Below are 17,696 nucleotides of genomic sequence, written 5' to 3'. Positions count from 1 at the left end.
ATGCCTAAAATTCATGAGTTAGCGTCGGTACTGGCCGACCAAATCGCAGCGGGTGAAGTGGTTGAACGGCCCGCATCCGTCGTCAAAGAATTGGTGGAAAATGCCGTTGATGCGCACAGCAAGCAGATCGACATCACGGTGGAAGAAGCCGGCTTGAAACGAATCGCCGTGGTCGATGATGGTGACGGGATCGCTGACGAAGACGCCGAAATGGCCTTCAAGCGGCACGCTACCAGTAAGATCACGGATCGCAAGGACCTCTTTCGCATCAAGTCGCTCGGGTTCCGTGGTGAAGCGCTGCCCAGTATCGCTTCCGTGGCCGATGTGACCCTGACAACCTCGACCGGGGGCGTTGGCACGTTGATTCATAACGTGGGCGGCATCATCAAGGAACACACCGCTGCGGCCGCACGCAAGGGCACTTCGGTGACGGTCAAGGACCTCTTTGGCAACGTTCCGGCACGGTTGAAATATCTGAAGTCACCAGCGACAGAGTTGGCGCGAATCACGGATATCGTGAACCGACTGGCTCTGAGCTATCCCGATGTGGCCTTTTCGCTGGTGCACAATGGGCGTGAACTGACTCGGACGACCGGGCGGGGCGACCTGCAGCAGGTGATTGCCGGGATCTACGGTGTACAGAGCGCCCGGAAAATGGTCGCCATTAACGGGGCCAACCCGGACTTCAAGGTGACGGGTTACGTGAGCCTGCCCGAATTGACGCGCGCCAGTCGGCAGTATATTTCACTGCTGCTCAACGGACGATACATTCACAACTTTCAGCTGAGCAAGGCGCTGATCGCCGGTTATGGCTCCAAGTTGATGGTTGGTCGGTACCCATTGGCCGTGCTCGATATTAAGATGGACCCACTGCTAGTCGACGTTAACGTGCACCCAACCAAGCAGGAAGTTCGCATCAGTCAGGAACCGGAGCTGACCCAGTTGATTCAGGAGACTGTGTTCAAACGGCTCTCTACGGAAAATCTGATTCCCGATGTCTTCAGCGAGTTACCAAAGCAAAAGAAGACGCCGGAACCGGCTACCGATCAGCTGACGATGGCGTTAAACGACGCCTCAACGAAGTATGAATTCTCCAGTGCGTCGCAGCCACAGCCAGCGGCGGCCCAGCCAACGTCTGTGGCGAGTCAACCCAGTGCGGGGACTGGTCCATCATCGACTGCGCCTGTCAAACGGGGACCGCAACCGCTGGAGACGCCGGAAGAGGTTCCGGTTGAACCCGTCGTGATCCATGCGCGGGGGGACTTTAAGCTACCCGCCGTGCAGGCATTTGATGAGAAATATCGGACCGAGCAGCCCGCCGCGCCACTGGGGATGAGTAAAGCAACTGAATCGGCGGCTGAACAGCCAGAAATGGCCAACCAACCCATTGAGACAGTCCCAGAAGCCACGCAACTAACCCAGGCACAACCACAACAGCGGTTCCCTGAACTGCGTTACTTGGGGCAGGTTCACGGGACGTATCTGTTGGCAGAGGCCGATGATGGCTTGTATCTGATCGACCAACACGCCGCTCAGGAACGGGTCAACTATGAGTTCTACCGCCAAGCCATCGGTGAAGTTAGCGATGACGAGCAGAAGTTGTTGGTGCCAATTGTTTTGGATTACCCGACGACTGATGTTCTGGAACTGAGCAACCACGTGGAGACGCTGAGTAGTGTTGGTATCCACTTGGAATCCTTTGGCCCGAATAGCTTCATTGTTCACGAGCATCCGACCTGGTTTAAGGCTGGGCAGGAGACCGATACGATTAAGGAAATGATCGATTGGGTTTTGAAGGATGGTAAGATTTCCGTGGCGGCCTTCCGTGAGAAGACGGCCATCATGATGAGTTGTAAACGTGCCATCAAGGCCAATCATCACTTGGACGACCAACAGGCACGGGCATTGCTGAAGAAATTAGCGACGGCCGAGAATCCGTTTAATTGTCCTCACGGCCGGCCGGTGCTAGTGCACTTTACGGATCAGGATTTGGAGAAGCTGTTCAAGCGTATCCAAGATCCCCACCACAGCGGCGACGACTGGGGCGAATAACCGTGAACATTGCGACTAGATAGTGGGTAACTTCGCCTTGCCGGGCGGTACAAATAAACCGGAGCGCGGTGGGCGGATCGCCCGGAGCCAAAGAGCGGTCTCCGGGCTTGCTTTGAACCTCTGAGAACCGAGTTTCAAAGGCACCAATTCCCTAAGTGGTAAAAGCACCACTAAGGGAATTCCCACGGCTGAGTTTATTTGCACCGCCCTCACGGCTGGAGATGTGCGCGCTCACGTCGCGTGTGTTTCAGTTATTCGCTACTCTTGTCGTCTTTTCGCCAGTCCTACTAAATCTGTGGAATTCACTGCAGGTTTGATGGGAATATGGTACAATTTAAAAAGCAAACATACGTTTTCTTAAAGGAGATTAGACTGGTCATGTATGAATACCTCCATGGCACCATTGCGGCGGTTTACCCCGACCACGTGGTTATTGATGTAAATGGGGTGGGGTATCTGGTCAACACGGCCAATCCCTACCGCTACCAAGTCAGCACCGACGGCCAAGCCGTGACGATTTATGTGTATCAAGCGGTTAGTGACAGTGCTCAGACGCTCTATGGGTTCCAGGATTTTGCGGAAAAACAGCTTTTCTTGAAGTTGATCAACGTGAATGGAATTGGACCGAAGAGTGCCTTGGCAATTCTGGCTAATCCGGATCATCAAGGCTTGATGCAGGCCATTCGGACCAACGACGTTAGCTTCTTGACGAAGTTCCCGGGTGTTGGTAAGAAAACGGCTGGGCAAATCGTCTTGGATCTCCAGAATAAGCTGGATGATCTGGAACCCGTCGATGATGGTGACTTGTTCACACCAGAAGTTGCCGCGACCGATGGCACCAATCCTGAATTGGACGACGCCATCGCGGCCTTGACCGCTTTAGGTTACCGCGAGACGGCGGTCAAGAAGATTACGCCGAAGTTAAAGCAATTTGCTGGCAAGTCAACGAACGACTATCTGAGTGAAGGACTGCGGTTGTTGACGAACTAGCTGATACGTTCAAATTAATCTGAAACAAACGAAAGGAGGCGGAACGATGGCTGATGAAGATCGCTTAGTATCGCCCGAACCTGCGGACGATAACGAAGACTCAATTGAAAAATCATTGCGACCACAAACGTTGGCCCAATATATTGGCCAAGATCCCATCAAACATGAGCTGAGCGTCTACATTCAGGCGGCAAAACAGCGTGAAGAATCGCTCGATCACGTTCTCCTCTACGGACCACCTGGCTTGGGGAAGACGACGTTGGCGATGGTAATTGCTAACGAAATGGCCGTCCACATTCGGACGACCAGTGGGCCAGCCATCGAGAAGCCTGGAGACTTAGTGGCATTACTCAACGAGCTTCAGCCCGGCGATATTCTCTTCATTGATGAAATTCACCGGTTACCAAAGATTGTTGAGGAAATGTTGTACTCGGCAATGGAAGATTTTTACATCGATATTGTCGTTGGGCAGGGGCCAACCGCCCATCCCGTGCATTTCCCATTGCCGCCGTTCACACTGATTGGAGCGACCACTCGGGCCGGTTTGTTGTCGGCACCGTTGCGAGATCGTTTCGGCATTGTGGAACACATGGCCTATTATGAAACGCGTGATCTGCAGGACATCGTGGAACGTTCCGCCGATATTTTCAACACGACGATTGCGACCGATGGGGCCCACGAAGTTGCCTTACGGTCGCGGGGGACGCCTCGGATTGCAAACCGGTTGTTGAAGCGGATTCGGGACTTCGCCGAAGTGTCGCCGGATCACTCCACTATCGACCGAGCCATCGTCGACCACGCGTTGACGTTGTTACGGGTTGATTCGGCGGGGCTTGATCCAACCGATGTGAAGCTGTTGACGACGATGATCGACTACTACGATGGTGGGCCAGTTGGGTTAAACACCCTGGCGGCCAACATTGGTGAGGAAACGGAAACGGTGGCAGCGATGTACGAACCTTACCTGCTTCAGCGCGGTTATTTGAAGCGTACGGCGCGGGGACGAGTAGTGACGGCCGCCGGTTACGCCCATTTGGGACTGCCGATGCCCAATCAGGATCACGACTAGACCAATTGTTTGTGAAAACGACAAATTAATTTTTGAAAATGTCGTTATAATACCGAACATCCCAAGAACTTCTAGAAATAATTGGACGGAATCCCTTGGTTCTGGTAAAGTGGTTCAATAGAGACGATATGAAGGAGTGAACGAAAGTGTTAGGAAACTTTGTAATTGCAGCTGGCGGCGCTAGCCAGTATTCAACGATCATTATCTTAGTGATCTTTTTAGCCTTGATGTATTTCTTAATGTTGCGGCCACAACAAAAGCAACAAAAGAAGCACAAGGACATGATGAGTGAATTAAAGAAGGGTGACCACGTTGTTACCATCGGTCGCCTGCATGGTGTTATTGATGAAATCAACGATGCTGACAAGACCGTTACTTTGGATTGCGATGGCATCTACTTGGTCTTCGACTTACGGGCTATCTCAACGGTTACGGCGCAAGCTCCAGCCGCTGTTACGGCACCCGTTGCCGCAGCAACGAGTGAAGCAGCTAGCGACGACCAACCTGCTGAAAGTGCTGCTGATTCAGCTGACACGGCCGACAGTGCAGCCGCTGACGACGGTTCTGACAAGGACGACGCAGCTAAATAAGTTTAGAGTGACTCACTGGCAACGAGTTTGACGGTGAGTTAGGAGACTGACGCAATCTGTGTCAGTCTTTTTTGTTCCGCTAAACTGGATGTCACCTCACCTCCAGGATGGTGAAAATGGGCCGGTTCGCGGCGGGCAGACGTTAATGAGCGTAGGCCTGCGGCTGTCAGAGACTTCACCTGCTGTGGGGTCGGTTCCAGCCAAGAAGCGGGCTTCCACCTCGCTTTGGAACCACGAAGTTCACGCGTTTCCAAGGACGACCAGTGGTGTAAAATCGGGGAGAAGCAACCGCCCGATTCAACACCACACTCACGGCTGGTTCCGTCTCTGACCTCCTCCGGCCGTGGCCACATTGATGATTTTGTTTGATGATAGATAAAAGTTCTATTTTGGTCACTCGACGTAGTGTCGCCCTTTACTTATTACTAATGTAATTTTTGCCAATTCAGTCGCATCTTTTTTATAAGATATTAGAAATGATTAGGTTAGTCATAAATTGGTTATTGGTATGAAGTGCTGTGAATGGCGGATATTCGGGTGTAGTTACTGCTTGAAGTATGGCTTGTCGGTTTGAATGATAACTTTACTAAGTGGTAACTCGTAGTCGAAATTGCTGGATTATGTCATTGGAAAATTTAGAGCGCGCGGGGTTAACAACCAGTATTAGCCGGAGGAGACCAGGGATGGCGCCAGCTGTGTCGGCGGTGTTAGGGCGGGGGTGTTTCCCGACCTTACAGCGCGGGACGTGTTTGGAAACTCGCGTGATTCTTGCGAGGTTTCAAACCGAGCCGGAAGCCCGATTCTGGGCTGTAGGCGGTCCCCATAGCAGGCAGAATCCCTGGCAGCCGCAGGCGAACTATGTTGTCGACCCAGCGATAATTTTAGTTGTGGACAAACGCGTGTTCGATTATAATTTAGGAAAGCCTATGCCATACTGGGAGGTGGCCACGATGCAACCGGCAGCTAAATTTACGCAACGTAAAATCATTCACGTCGACATGGACGCCTTCTACGCATCCATTGAGGAGCGCGATCATCCGGAATTCAAGGGTCATCCCCTAATTGTGGCCCAAGATCCACGTAAGACGGGGGGGCGGGGCGTCGTGACTACCGCCAATTATATTGCTCGGCAGACCGGTGTGCACTCGGCGATGAACGCCAACGAGGCGCTGAAACTATGCCCCAAGGCGATCTTCAAGACGCCAGACTTTCCCCGTTACCGCGAAGTTTCTGACCAGATTCACGCCATCTTTCACGAGTATACGGACAAGATTGAAACGGTGGCCTTCGATGAAGCCTACTTGGACGTGACCGAAAACAAACACCACCTACACTCAGCGGTGCAGGTGGCTCATGCGATTCAGGCTGAAATTTTTGATCAGACGCATCTGACCTGTTCGACCGGAATTTCCTACAGTAAGTTTTTGGCGAAGGAAGCCTCCGACTTTCGAAAGCCGGTGGGGGTCTGTGTGATTCTCCCCGAGGACGCTCACGATTTCCTGATGGCATTACCAATCGAACGGTTTCGGGGGGTCGGGAAGAAGACTGTACCTAAGATGCATGAGCTGGGAATCTTAAATGGGGCGGACTTATACGAACGTAGTCAGCTGGCGTTGATTCACGACTTTGGTAAGTTCGGCTACATTCTCTATCAACGGGTCCGGGGCATCGATGAGCGGCCGGTCGAGTACCAGCGTGAACGCAAGTCAATCGGTAAGGAACGGACATATGGGCCGCCCCTGACCACGACCGGTGAAGTGGAGAATCAGCTCCAGCGACTGGCCGAGATGGTGGCCGCAACTGTGAAGCAGAAGCAACGTCACGGGAAGACGCTGGTTCTAAAATTGCGGGACAGCGAGTTCAATACGATTACCAAGCGGGTGACCCAGCCGGACTTCATCGCTAACGATGCGGCGACCTACTACGAAATGGCCTTAGAAATTTATCAAAGTGTAGCCGGCAACGATGAGCAGGTGCGGCTGCTAGGGATTACTCTGACGGGATTGGCACCGCAAACATTCGAAGAGCTAAAGCTGCCCTTGTTTGACCCGGACCGCTAAGGCTAAAAGACTTCCTTTGAAATTACCCCGTAAAACTTGTATACTGAAACGCGGTAACGACGCAATTGCGTTGGTAAATCGGATAGAAAATAGGTGAACAACCATGGCTATAGAAATTGCCATTTTAGAAGAAATCAAAAAATATGAAACAATCATCATTCACCGTCATCAGCGGCCAGATCCCGACTGTATCGGGGCCCAGCTTGCACTGCGGGCCATCCTGCGGGAAAGCTTCCCTGACAAGACCGTGTATGCAGTTGGTAAGCACTATCCCGGTTTTGACTGGATGGGACAGGCTGATCAGGAAGTGCCTGATGAAGCCTACAAGGACGCCTTAGTGATTGTTGTGGACACGGCCAATCAGCCACGAGTCGACGACGAACGCTGGTCGACGGGGAAAGCCGTCGTTAAGATTGACCATCATCCTAACGAGGACGCCTTTGGTGACTTGCAATGGGTCCTGGACCAAGCTTCCAGCACGTCCGAGATGTTATACGACTGGTTCGCAGCGAACGAAGCTGCATTAACCATGCCCGACGACGCTGCGCGCTTACTCTACGCCGGTATCGTGGGTGATACTGGCCGCTTCATGTACCCCGCAACCACGGGGAATACGATGGCGGTCGCTGGCAAATTAATGGGCTACAACTTCTCAGCGACCGAGGTCAACCAGGCCGAAGATGAAATTTCACCGGCCGTGGCGAAGTTGTCCGCTTATGTTTATCAAAATTTGGAAATCTTACCTAGTGGGGCCGCTTATCTCAAGTTGAGTGATGAGGTCGTGGAACCCTTTGGCTTGGGCAAGGGGGATTCAACCTCTGCCATCGTGCCATTGCCCGGTAAGATTACGTCAGTAGTGGCTTGGGCCATTTTCGTTGAATCTAAGGACCACACGTATCGCATTCGTTTGCGGTCGAAGGGGCCTTCCATCAACGGCTTGGCGAAGAATCACGGTGGGGGCGGTCACGCCTTAGCCAGTGGTGCCGGCGCCAAGGACCAAGCTGAGATCGATCAAGTGATCCACGAGCTCGATGAGTTAGTGGCGAACGCTAAAGGAGAAAATGAATGACCGAAAACTTTAAAGCTTTCAACTTGCAACCGTATTTAATGACGGCTTTGCAAAAGATTGGGTTCACGAAACCCACTGCCGTTCAGGCAAAATTAATTCCCGTCATTGCATCAGGTAAAGACGTGGTCGGCCAATCCCAAACTGGGAGTGGGAAGACCCATACTTTTCTGTTGCCAATTTTTAACCAATTAACTTCCGAAAATCAGGTGCAGGCCGTTATTACGACGCCTAGCCGGGAATTGGCTTACCAGATTCACACGGCCGCTGAACAGTTGGCTGCCGAAGCCCCATTTGAAATCCGTATCGGAAATTACGTTGGGGGAACCGACAAGCAGCGCCAGGTCAACAAGTTGCGGCACTACCAACCCCAACTGATTATTGGGACACCAGGCCGGGTCTTGGATTTAATCCAATCCCAAGCCTTGGATGTGCACACCACGCGGCAATTCGTTGTCGATGAAGCGGATATGACGTTAGACCTTGGATTCTTGGACCAAGTCGACAAGATTGCCGGCCGGATGCCCAAAGAGTTACAGATGATGGTTTTCTCCGCCACAATTCCACAGCGGCTGGACCCATTCTTGCGTAAGTACATGAACCATCCCGTTGTTGAAGAAATTCCAACGAGCACGATCATTTCGCCAACCATCGATAACTGGTTGATCTCCACCAAGGGGCAAAACCGGAACCAACTGATCTTACAGTTGATCACGATGGGGGAACCGTACTTGGTCCTGATCTTTGCTAACACGAAGACGCGGGTCGAACAGATCAACGACTTCTTGAAGGCGCAAGGCTTAAAGGTCGCCATGATTCATGGGGGCATCAAGCCACGGGAACGGAAACGGGTCATGCGTGAAGTCAAGAACCTCCAGTATCAATTCGTGGTGGCCACTGATTTGGCTGCCCGCGGGATCGATATCGAAGGGGTCTCACACGTTATCAATGACGATATTCCAGAAGATCTCGACTTCTTTGTCCACCGGGTTGGTCGGACGGGACGTCAGGGGATGCCTGGAACGGCCATCACGTTGTACTCACCAGATGAAGAAGCTAAGATTTCTGAAATCGAAGCCATGGGCATCAAGTTCCAACCTAAGCGTATTAGCAACGGTGAAATTGTGGATTCCTACGACCGGAACCGGCGGACGAAGCGGAACAAGAGTACGGAAAAGCTTGACCCATCGCTGATTGGTTACGTCATGAAGAAGAAAAAGAAGATCAAGCCGGGTTACAAGCACCAAATTAAGCAAGAGATTCACCGGCGGAAGGATCAGGAGAAGCGGGTGGCAGCACGTCAAAGTGCCCGTAACGAACGCAAGCGCCGCAAGCGCGAATCAGACCGTTACCAATAAACTTATCCTTCCGCCTGCGACAACCAGGGATTCCGCCGCTGTGGGGACCGCTTGCAGCCCAAGAGCGGGCTTCCAGCTCGATTTGAAACCTTGCCAAAGTCAGGCAAGTTTCCAAATACGTCCCATGCTGTAAGGCCGAGGAAAGTCACCCCGGTCTAACAGCGTTGTCACGGCAGGCTACATCCCTGATTGTCTCCGGCTAGGTTAATTTTAGTGGTAGGCATCTGTTTCATTGAATTTAGTAAGTCAGATGAAAAGTAGGGAACGGGTTTAACACTGTGTGAAGCCGCAGGGCTGGTGAAAATGGGCTCAGCTGTGGGAATTTTCTTAGCGGTTTACCGCTTAGAGAATTGGTGCCCTTGAGACGCGGTTTTGGCGGCTCAAGGACAAGTCCAGAGACCGTACTTTGACTCTGGACGTCCGCCCTCAGCGACCCAGCCCATTTTCACTAGTCCGGAGGCAATGGCTATCACTACATGTTAACCACGAGTTAATCGTAAACCTTGATTGACAAGGCGGCGGTTGCCACCTATAATTTCTAATGGACAATTAAATATCATTCGAGGACATACCGTAACTCACCGATTTTCAGAAACGTTTTGGTCGCTGTGAAAAACGATTCGGTTGGTTACTGGCGCTCCCTCAGCTACATCGCGACTCAGCGTTATGAGTTTAAGAGGTAAACGATTAAAACATCGTTGCAAGTAAAGTGGTACCGCGCTTCGGCGTCTTTACGGGCAACGGTGTTTTTTATACTTTTTTGGAGGTATTAAGAGATGAAAGACCTAAGTAGTAGTCAGATTCGCCAGATGTACCTGGACTTTTTCCAGTCTAAGGGCCACACGATCGAACCCAGTGCATCGTTAGTTCCCAAGGATGATCCGTCGTTGCTATGGATCAACTCCGGGGTTGCCACGATGAAGAAGTATTTCTCTGGCCAAGTGGTTCCTGAGAATCCACGGTTGACCAGTTCACAGAAGAGTATCCGGACTAACGATATTGAAAACGTTGGGAAGACTGCTCGGCACCACACGTTATTTGAAATGCTCGGGAACTTCTCCGTTGGGGATTACTTCAAGACGGAAGCCATCAACTGGGCGTGGGAATTACTCACGTCGCCAGACTGGTTCGGCTGGGATCCAGACAAATTGTTCATGACGGTTTACCCTAAGGATACTGACGCCAAGGAAGCCTGGGAAGCCGCAGGGGTTGCCCCAGACCACATCATTGCTGTGGAAGATAACTTCTGGGACATTGGTGAAGGGCCTTCTGGTCCCGACTCCGAAATTTTCTACGACCGTGGCGAAGCCTTTAACAATTTGGCCGACGACGATCCTGAAAACTATCCTGGTGGCGAAAATGAACGCTACCTTGAAGTTTGGAACATCGTGTTCTCCCAGTTCAACCACGAACCGGATGGCACTTACAAGCCACTGCCTCGGAAGAACATTGATACGGGGATGGGGCTCGAACGGGTTGTTTCCATTTTCCAAAATGCCAAAACTAACTTTGAAACCGACTTATTCCTGCCAATCATCGAAAAGACGGCGGAACTCAGTGCTGGTAAGAAGTACGGTGCCAACCATGAAGACGACGTGTCCTTCAAAGTGATTGCCGACCACGCGCGGGCCATTACGTTTGCGATTGGTGACGGGGCCTTGCCTGGAAACGAAGGTCGCGGCTACGTTATCCGTCGGTTGATTCGTCGGGCCATTGTTAACGGCCAAAAGCTGGGAATCGAAGGGGCCTTTTTGGACCAATTAGTCCCAGTTGTGGGTAAGATCATGGAATCCTACTACCCAGACGTGCTCAAGCAAAGTGACTACATCGCCAAGGTTGTTCGTTCTGAAGAAGACCGATTCGGTGAAACACTGGACGGTGGGTTGAACCTGCTGAACAGTTTGATTGCTGACTTGAAGAAGCAGGGTGGTAGCCAAATCGCTGGTGCCGACGCTTTCAAGCTCTACGATACGTACGGTTTCCCAGTTGAATTGACGGAAGAATACGCCGATGATCAAAATATCACGGTCGATGAAGACGGCTTCAAGGCAGAAATGCAGAAGCAAAAGGACCGTGCTCGTAACGCCCGGGGTAAGCAAAAGGCCATGGGCTTACAACATGATCTCTTGATCAACGTCACGACGCCTAGCCAATACGTGGGTTACACGCAGCTCGAAACCAAGAGCCAATTGACTGAACTGGTCGTTGATGACCAGTTAGCCGATGAAGCAACAACGGGAACGGCCGAAGCCATGTTTGATACGACGCCATTCTACGCTGAAATGGGTGGCCAAGTGGCCGACAAGGGGGATGTTTACGACCTTGACGGTAACGTGGTTGCACACGTGGCCGACGTTCAACATGCGCCAAACGGGCAAAACCTGCATACCTTGACCGTTGTTGCACCTTTGAAGAAGGGTACGACTTACGAATTAAAGGTTGATGCGAAGTTCCACAGCAAGGTCGAAAAGAACCATACCGCGACCCACCTGTTGGACAAGGCTTTACGTGAAGTCTTTGGCGAACATACCCAACAAGCCGGTTCCTTAGTGGAAGGTGACTACTTGCGGTTTGACTTTACCCACTTTGGGCAAGTTGATCCCGCTGACTTAGCCAAGGCTGAAGCCATCGTTAACGAAAAGATCTTCGCAGAATTACCCGTTACGACGGTGGAAACGGATATCGAATCCGCTAAGAAGATGGGTGCCATCGCACTGTTTAGCGAAAAGTACGGTAAGGTTGTCCGGGTCGTCAGTGCTGGCGACTTTGTCACTGAATTCTGTGGGGGGAATCACGTCAAGAACACCAATGAAATTGGTCTGTTCAAGATTACCTCTGAATCCGGTGTCGGTGCCGGGGTACGGCGGATCGAAGCCGTTACCTCAGCCGCAGCCTACAAGTACCTGCAAGGTCGGAGTGAGATCTTAGACGCCGTTGCTGGCGATTTAAAGGTCACTCAGGACGCCGAAGTGGAACAAAAGGTGACGAGCCTACAAGCACAGGTAAAGAGCTTAGAACAGAAGCAAGCAGCCTTAGAAGGCAAATTAGCTAGTCAGGAAGCCAGTGCGGTCTTTGACCAAGTTACTGAAGCGGGCGACTACAAGCTGATCAGTGGGACGGTCCAAGTCTCCAAGATGGACCAACTACGGGCCTTAGCCGATACGTGGCGTGAAAAGGCGCTCTCCGATGTCTTGGTACTGGGTGCCGAAGTCAACGGCAAGGCCAACCTGATCGTTGCGGTCAGCGCTGACAAGCAAAAGCAAGTCAAGGCTGGCGACCTGATCAAGGCGATTTCACCAAAGATCAATGGTGGTGGTGGCGGTCGGCCAAATCTGGCCCAAGCCGGTGGGAAGAACCCAGCGGGCTTACCAGATGCCATGACTGCAGCTGTTGAGTGGTTGGAAAAACAGTAGAGTGCGGAACAAGGCGGTTAGACTCTGAGCATTAACGTCAATAAGGATAAAAGCCCGGGTCTGGCTTTTTCCTTATTGGGGTTAAGCGCAGGGACCTGCCTTGTGGAGCACGTTTCGGTTATGTGAAATGGAAGAGCGGGTTTCGAACCGGGCAATGATGGCCTAACGGCTGTCTTAAACAGATGTCAGCGTGGAAACTAATTTCATAAATGACGTAGCCGCAGCAACCATAACGAATCAGATCACATTCTCAATCACACTGAGATCTGTCATTAGGGCGACTCAGTGAGACTTGACGAGGCTTCAGACCGAGCCGGACACCAGTTTGTTGGCTGCAGGCGTTCCCCACAGCAGGCAGAATCCCTGACAGCTACGGGCGAATGGATTAAGATAATCGTGTTTCATCAAGGGAGCGGTCCGTGATGGGCGGCTCCCTTGATAACGGCAGTATTACGAATAGATTACATTGGGTGTCGGTCGTTGTAGTTTGCCGAATTATCGAGTAAAATTGAGGCTAAGTGAGGAAGTGCGGGGGTGTTTTATAGTGAGTTCATTAGACAAAACGATGTATTTCGACTTTGGCGCTAACCAGCCAAAGGACGTCCATGATACACTGGTAACGGTTTATCAAGCACTAGAAGAAAAGGGTTATAACCCAATTAATCAGATTGTCGGGTACCTACTATCGGGCGATCCTGCGTACATTCCGCGTATCAATGATGCACGGAACCTGATTCGCAAGCATGAGCGTGACGAGATTATTGAAGAATTGGTTCGCGTTTATCTCAACCAGAATGGACCGGTGAAGCCTTCATGAAGTTAATGGGGTTGGATGTTGGTTCGCGCACGGTTGGTATTGCCATTAGTGATGCCCTAGGTTGGACGGCTCAGGGTGTCGAGATTATTCGAATTGACGAAGAGTCAGAGGTTTTTGGGTTGGATCGGGTGGCTGAGTTGGTCGCCGAACACGACGTTGATGGTTTTGTCGTAGGTCTGCCTAAGAATATGAACAATTCGTTGGGCCCACGGGCCGCGGCTTCTAAGCGGTACGGGGAGATGTTGACGGAGCGGTTCCATTTGCCCGTTGACTTCGAAGACGAACGGTTGACAACCGTAGAGGCGGAGCGTATGTTAGTGGAACAGGCTGACACATCACGCCGTAAGCGGAAAAAAGTAATTGATAAATTAGCAGCCGGGTTAATCCTGCAGAACTATTTAGATCGGCACGGAAAATTAACCCGAGAAAAGTGAGGTTTCCCATGAACGAAGACCAAGAACAAATCACATTAGTTGATGAAAACGGTGACGAAGAGTTATACGATGTCCTGTTTACCTTTGAATCTGACGACTTTGGTAAGTCATACATTTTGATTTACCCAGCCGGTAAGAGCGAAGACGAGGAAGTTGATATCCAAGCCTACGCTTTACCAGCTGACGATGATCCAGCTAACCCATCCGGTGGCGACCTGCAATTGATCGAATCCGATGATGAATGGGATATGGTTGAATCCGTATTAAACACCTTCTTAGCAGATGGGACGATTGATCCTAACGCTGGTAAGCAAGGCTAGTCAAATTGATAAGTGAAAGGGCGGAGGAATTCCGCTCTTTTTTGTTTACCATGAATCTGGTGACACTTACCGGAAAGATTCCAAGGAAGCGGGCCACAAAGCGTGCAACGAAGTGGTTAGTAATGGTAAAATAAAGTATTGTGCATTGTGGGCTTAGGTTCGCCGTCAAGCAATCGACTGATTCGATGAGTTGGTGCCGACGAATCGATGGATCATGAGCACACAAAACAGCAGGGGGAATGAGAAATGACGGAACAGACGCACCGCTTCAAAGCCGTCATCGCCGGGAAAACCTACACGATTGTGGGCCAGACCTCCGATGAACATATGCGAGCGGTTACTGAAGTTTTGAATCAACAATTCACGCAATTAAAACAATTATCACCAAATCTATCCAAGGAAGACGCCGCCATTTTAATGGCCTTCAACGCCGTCTCCGACCAGCTGAAGATGGCTTCGACGGCAGACGTTGCGGCGAGCCAAGCGGCAGAGACGCCAGACACAGCGGCTAGTTCAGCGAGCGCTCCGGAAACGGAGGAATAGTTTGGTTTTAAGTCTAATTATTCTGGTTGTATTGATCTTCGGTTATCGCCGAGGTTATCGTCGGGGCTTGGTTCTGCAAGTGCTCAATACGATTGGGTACATCGTCGTTTGGTTGGCCGCGCGTTTTTTTGCCAAGCCGCTAGCAACGGGGATCGGGCAGTTCATTGGCAACCTGTCGTTGGACAGTTCGGCCAGTGCGGTCACGGCGGCCCAGAGCAGCAGTTTCTTCTTAAATGGAATTGCTTTCTCCGCCATCCTGACAGTGGGCTTTTTCATCGTCCACCGGGTGGCGTATGGCCTCAATAAGGTAACCTGGCTACCAGTGATTCATCAAGTGAATTCGCTAGCCGGGGGTCTAATCAACCTGGTCATCCGTTATGTGGTGATCTTTCTAATTTTAAATCTGATGATCCTGTTACCAGTTAAGGGATTCCAAAACAGTTATCAAGCGTCACCAGTTGCTCAGTGGATCGTGAAGCAAACGCCGGTCCTTTCGAAGCAAGTCTACAACTGGTGGCTGACAGAACATTAATTCTGACGACTCGTTAGAGAGGAGCGTCCTATGAATCAAAAAACATTAAAGATTATGGAGTACGACCGCATCAAGCAGGCGCTTCGCGGTTATTTAGTCTCCGCCGCTGGGCAACACGAGCTCAATCAGCTCCAACCCACGGCCGATGTGAAGCAACTCCAGATTTGGCTCGATGAAACAAGAGATGGCGCGGATATTTACCGCTTGGAGAGTGGCATTCCGCTGCCCAAATTAGACGACATTCGGCCTCATTTACACCGGTTAGCCATGGAAGCCGCTCTGAACGGCCTCGAACTGGCACAGATCAGTCGCGTCCTCTGGACGACCAGTTCCGTGGTAAAGTTCTTCCGTGATTTGGAAGAAAAGGAAATTGATCTACGACGGTTAAACCGGGTGGTCAAGGAACTCGTGACCTTACCCGACGTGACCCGGCGCTTACGGACCTCGCTGGAAGGCGACGGTCATATCACGGACGAAGCCTCACCTGCATTAAAGCAGATCCGCCAACACATCACTCAGACTGAGGCGGCCATCCGCACCACGATGGATCAGTACACGCGGGGGAAAGATGCCAAGTACCTGAGTGAAACCATCGTGACGATCCGTGACGACCGCTACGTGATTCCAGTCCGGGCCGAATACAAGCAACGTTTCGGCGGCATCGTGCATGACCAAAGTGCCAGCGGTCAGACGCTGTTCATTGAACCGCAAGCTGTCGTGGGTTTAAACAACCGTTTGCGGCAGAATCAAATGGATGAACGTCACGAAGAGCAACGAATCCTGGCTGAGCTGACGGCTCTACTGTCGCCTTATCAGGATGAGATTCTCCGCAACGCCGAGTTACTCGGTCACTTTGACTTTATCAATGCGAAGGCCCGTTACGCCCACCAACTGAAGGCGAGTGAACCGAAGCTGTCGCTGGATAATCAAGTGAACTTGCGGCAAGCCCGCCACCCGTTGATCGACCAGAAGAAGGTCGTTGCCAATGACATTACGATTGGTCGTGACTACAAGGCGATTATCGTGACGGGGCCGAATACCGGTGGGAAAACCATTACGCTGAAGACACTGGCGCTGGTTCAGCTGATGGGGCAGTCGGGGTTATTTATTCCGGCCAACGAAAACAGTGTGATCGGCGTCTTTGATGATATTTTTGCCGATATCGGGGATGAACAATCCATCGAGCAGAGCTTGAGTACGTTCTCTGGGCACATGGAAAACATCGTTGCCATTTTGCGTCAAGCCGATGAACGTAGCTTGATCGTCGTCGATGAATTGGGTGCCGGGACCGATCCCCAAGAAGGGGCCGCCTTGGCCATTGCCATTCTGGACGAGATTGGGACGTTGGGCAGTTATGTAATGGCCTCGACCCACTACCCCGAGCTGAAGGCTTACGGGTACAACCGGCCGGATACAATCAACGCTAGTATGGAGTTTAACGGAGAAACGTTACGGCCGACCTATCACCTGTTGATTGGGATTCCTGGCCGGAGTAACGCACTGGATATTGCTTCTCGTTTGGGCATGCCAGCCCAGGTCATCGACGCTGCTCGCGGCTTGACCGATCAAGATAGTCAGGACTTGAATGCCATGATCAGCGACCTGACTGAGCAGAAACGCCACGCAGATCGTGACGCTGCCGAGCTACAGACGCAGTTGGAGGAAGCCAATGCGCTTCACGATCAACTGCAGAAGCAATTCGAGCAGTATCAGCACCAGAAGGACCAGCTCATGCTGGATGCCAAACGTGATGCGAACCGCTTGGTCGACGAGTCTCGGAAACGAGCTAACCAGATCATTGCGGACATTCGCAAGAAGCAATTGGCTGCCGGTCAGAGTGTGGTTAAGGAAGATGAATTGATTGCTGCGCAGGGGGCCTTGAATGCCCTGCAACAGGACACCAAGCTCAAGAAGAACCGGGTTCTACGGCGTGAAAAGGCCAAGCTCGACTTCCACAAGGGCGACAGTGTTCTCGTGAAGTCTTACGGTCAAGTTGGGGTCTTGATGCAGCAGTTGGACGATAGTCACTGGGAAGTTCAGCTGGGCATCCTGAAGATGAAGATTGCCAATAATGACTTGGAGAAGGCCAAGGACTCCGCCAAGAGTAAGAAGCAACCGCGGGCCACGGTTCGACGGTCCGGATCATCCGGAATGTCACCAACCCTGGACTTGCGGGGCCACCGCTACGAAGAGGCCATGGCTGAAGTGGATCGGTATATCGATTCCGCACTGCTGGCAGGTTATCCGTCCGTGACGATCATTCACGGGAAGGGGACCGGTGCTCTGCGTAAGGGTGTAACGGACTATTTGAAGCGCAACAACCGTATCAAGAGCTTTGGCTTCTCACCCGCCAATGCCGGGGGCGATGGGTCTACGGTCGTGCGGTTTAAATAATTCGGCAATTAAGTTGTAAGCAATTTAGTTGTGATTTTATCAAAGTCTGGTAGACTAA

General features: G+C 51.6%; 14 protein-coding genes. All 14 read left to right on the top strand.

All coding sequences use genetic code 11. The features are described from left to right. A complete protein-coding gene (gene mutL, locus ACEPSU_RS08475; RefSeq protein WP_395345571.1) occupies nucleotides 1–2,052 on the top strand; it encodes a DNA mismatch repair endonuclease MutL in 2,052 nt (683 codons plus the stop codon). 378 nt (nucleotides 2,053–2,430) lie between these two features. Further along, the gene (ruvA, locus tag ACEPSU_RS08470; RefSeq protein WP_260338773.1) at nucleotides 2,431–3,042 is read left to right on the top strand and encodes a Holliday junction branch migration protein RuvA; all 612 of its coding nucleotides are present in this window, start codon (nucleotides 2,431–2,433) and stop codon (nucleotides 3,040–3,042) included. A 46-nt stretch (nucleotides 3,043–3,088) separates the two neighbouring features. Then, on the top strand, nucleotides 3,089–4,111 hold the full coding sequence (ruvB, locus tag ACEPSU_RS08465; protein ID WP_260338774.1) for a Holliday junction branch migration DNA helicase RuvB: 1,023 nt from the start codon (nucleotides 3,089–3,091) through the stop codon (nucleotides 4,109–4,111). A gap of 146 nt (nucleotides 4,112–4,257) precedes the next feature. Beyond that, nucleotides 4,258–4,701 (top strand): preprotein translocase subunit YajC, encoded by a 444-nt coding sequence (gene yajC, locus ACEPSU_RS08460; RefSeq protein WP_395321101.1) that lies wholly within the window; start codon nucleotides 4,258–4,260, stop codon nucleotides 4,699–4,701. A 950-nt stretch (nucleotides 4,702–5,651) separates the two neighbouring features. Then, on the top strand, nucleotides 5,652–6,761 hold the full coding sequence (gene dinB, locus ACEPSU_RS08455) for a DNA polymerase IV (protein ID WP_395321100.1): 1,110 nt from the start codon (nucleotides 5,652–5,654) through the stop codon (nucleotides 6,759–6,761). A 103-nt stretch (nucleotides 6,762–6,864) separates the two neighbouring features. After that, nucleotides 6,865–7,830, top strand: a complete 966-nt coding sequence (locus ACEPSU_RS08450; protein WP_395321099.1) for a bifunctional oligoribonuclease/PAP phosphatase NrnA — start codon at nucleotides 6,865–6,867, stop codon at nucleotides 7,828–7,830. Next, a complete protein-coding gene (locus ACEPSU_RS08445) occupies nucleotides 7,827–9,185 on the top strand; it encodes a DEAD/DEAH box helicase (RefSeq protein ID WP_395321098.1) in 1,359 nt (452 codons plus the stop codon). Before ACEPSU_RS08450 ends, ACEPSU_RS08445 begins: the two co-directional genes overlap by 4 nt. 776 nt (nucleotides 9,186–9,961) lie before the next feature. Beyond that, nucleotides 9,962–12,598: an alanine--tRNA ligase gene (gene alaS, locus ACEPSU_RS08440; protein WP_395321096.1), complete on the top strand. Its 2,637-nt coding sequence runs from the start codon at nucleotides 9,962–9,964 to the stop codon at nucleotides 12,596–12,598. A gap of 544 nt (nucleotides 12,599–13,142) precedes the next feature. Further along, nucleotides 13,143–13,415, top strand: coding sequence for an IreB family regulatory phosphoprotein (locus tag ACEPSU_RS08435; RefSeq protein WP_020088343.1), 273 nt, complete (start codon nucleotides 13,143–13,145; stop codon nucleotides 13,413–13,415). Beyond that, nucleotides 13,412–13,849: a Holliday junction resolvase RuvX gene (gene ruvX / locus ACEPSU_RS08430; protein WP_020088342.1), complete on the top strand. Its 438-nt coding sequence runs from the start codon at nucleotides 13,412–13,414 to the stop codon at nucleotides 13,847–13,849. The genes ACEPSU_RS08435 and ruvX overlap by 4 nt, the downstream gene beginning before the upstream one ends. A gap of 8 nt (nucleotides 13,850–13,857) precedes the next feature. Then, nucleotides 13,858–14,169, top strand: a complete 312-nt coding sequence (locus tag ACEPSU_RS08425; RefSeq protein WP_020088341.1) for a DUF1292 domain-containing protein — start codon at nucleotides 13,858–13,860, stop codon at nucleotides 14,167–14,169. Between the two features lie 246 nt (nucleotides 14,170–14,415). Continuing rightward, nucleotides 14,416–14,712, top strand: a complete 297-nt coding sequence (locus ACEPSU_RS08420) for a cell division protein ZapA (protein ID WP_020088340.1) — start codon at nucleotides 14,416–14,418, stop codon at nucleotides 14,710–14,712. Nucleotide 14,713: 1 nt separating this feature from the next. Continuing rightward, complete coding sequence (locus ACEPSU_RS08415; protein WP_020088339.1) at nucleotides 14,714–15,244, top strand: CvpA family protein; 531 nt, start codon at nucleotides 14,714–14,716, stop codon at nucleotides 15,242–15,244. Nucleotides 15,245–15,274: 30 nt separating this feature from the next. Then, nucleotides 15,275–17,638: an endonuclease MutS2 gene (locus ACEPSU_RS08410; RefSeq protein WP_260338782.1), complete on the top strand. Its 2,364-nt coding sequence runs from the start codon at nucleotides 15,275–15,277 to the stop codon at nucleotides 17,636–17,638. Nucleotides 17,639–17,696 lie beyond the last annotated feature (58 nt).

Origin of the sequence: Levilactobacillus parabrevis (assembly GCF_044051715.1) — a bacterium.
Lineage (GTDB): Bacteria > Bacillota > Bacilli > Lactobacillales > Lactobacillaceae > Levilactobacillus > Levilactobacillus parabrevis.
The sequence above is the reverse complement of the archived record's forward strand: the minus strand, read 5'-3'. Positions and strand labels throughout refer to the sequence as shown.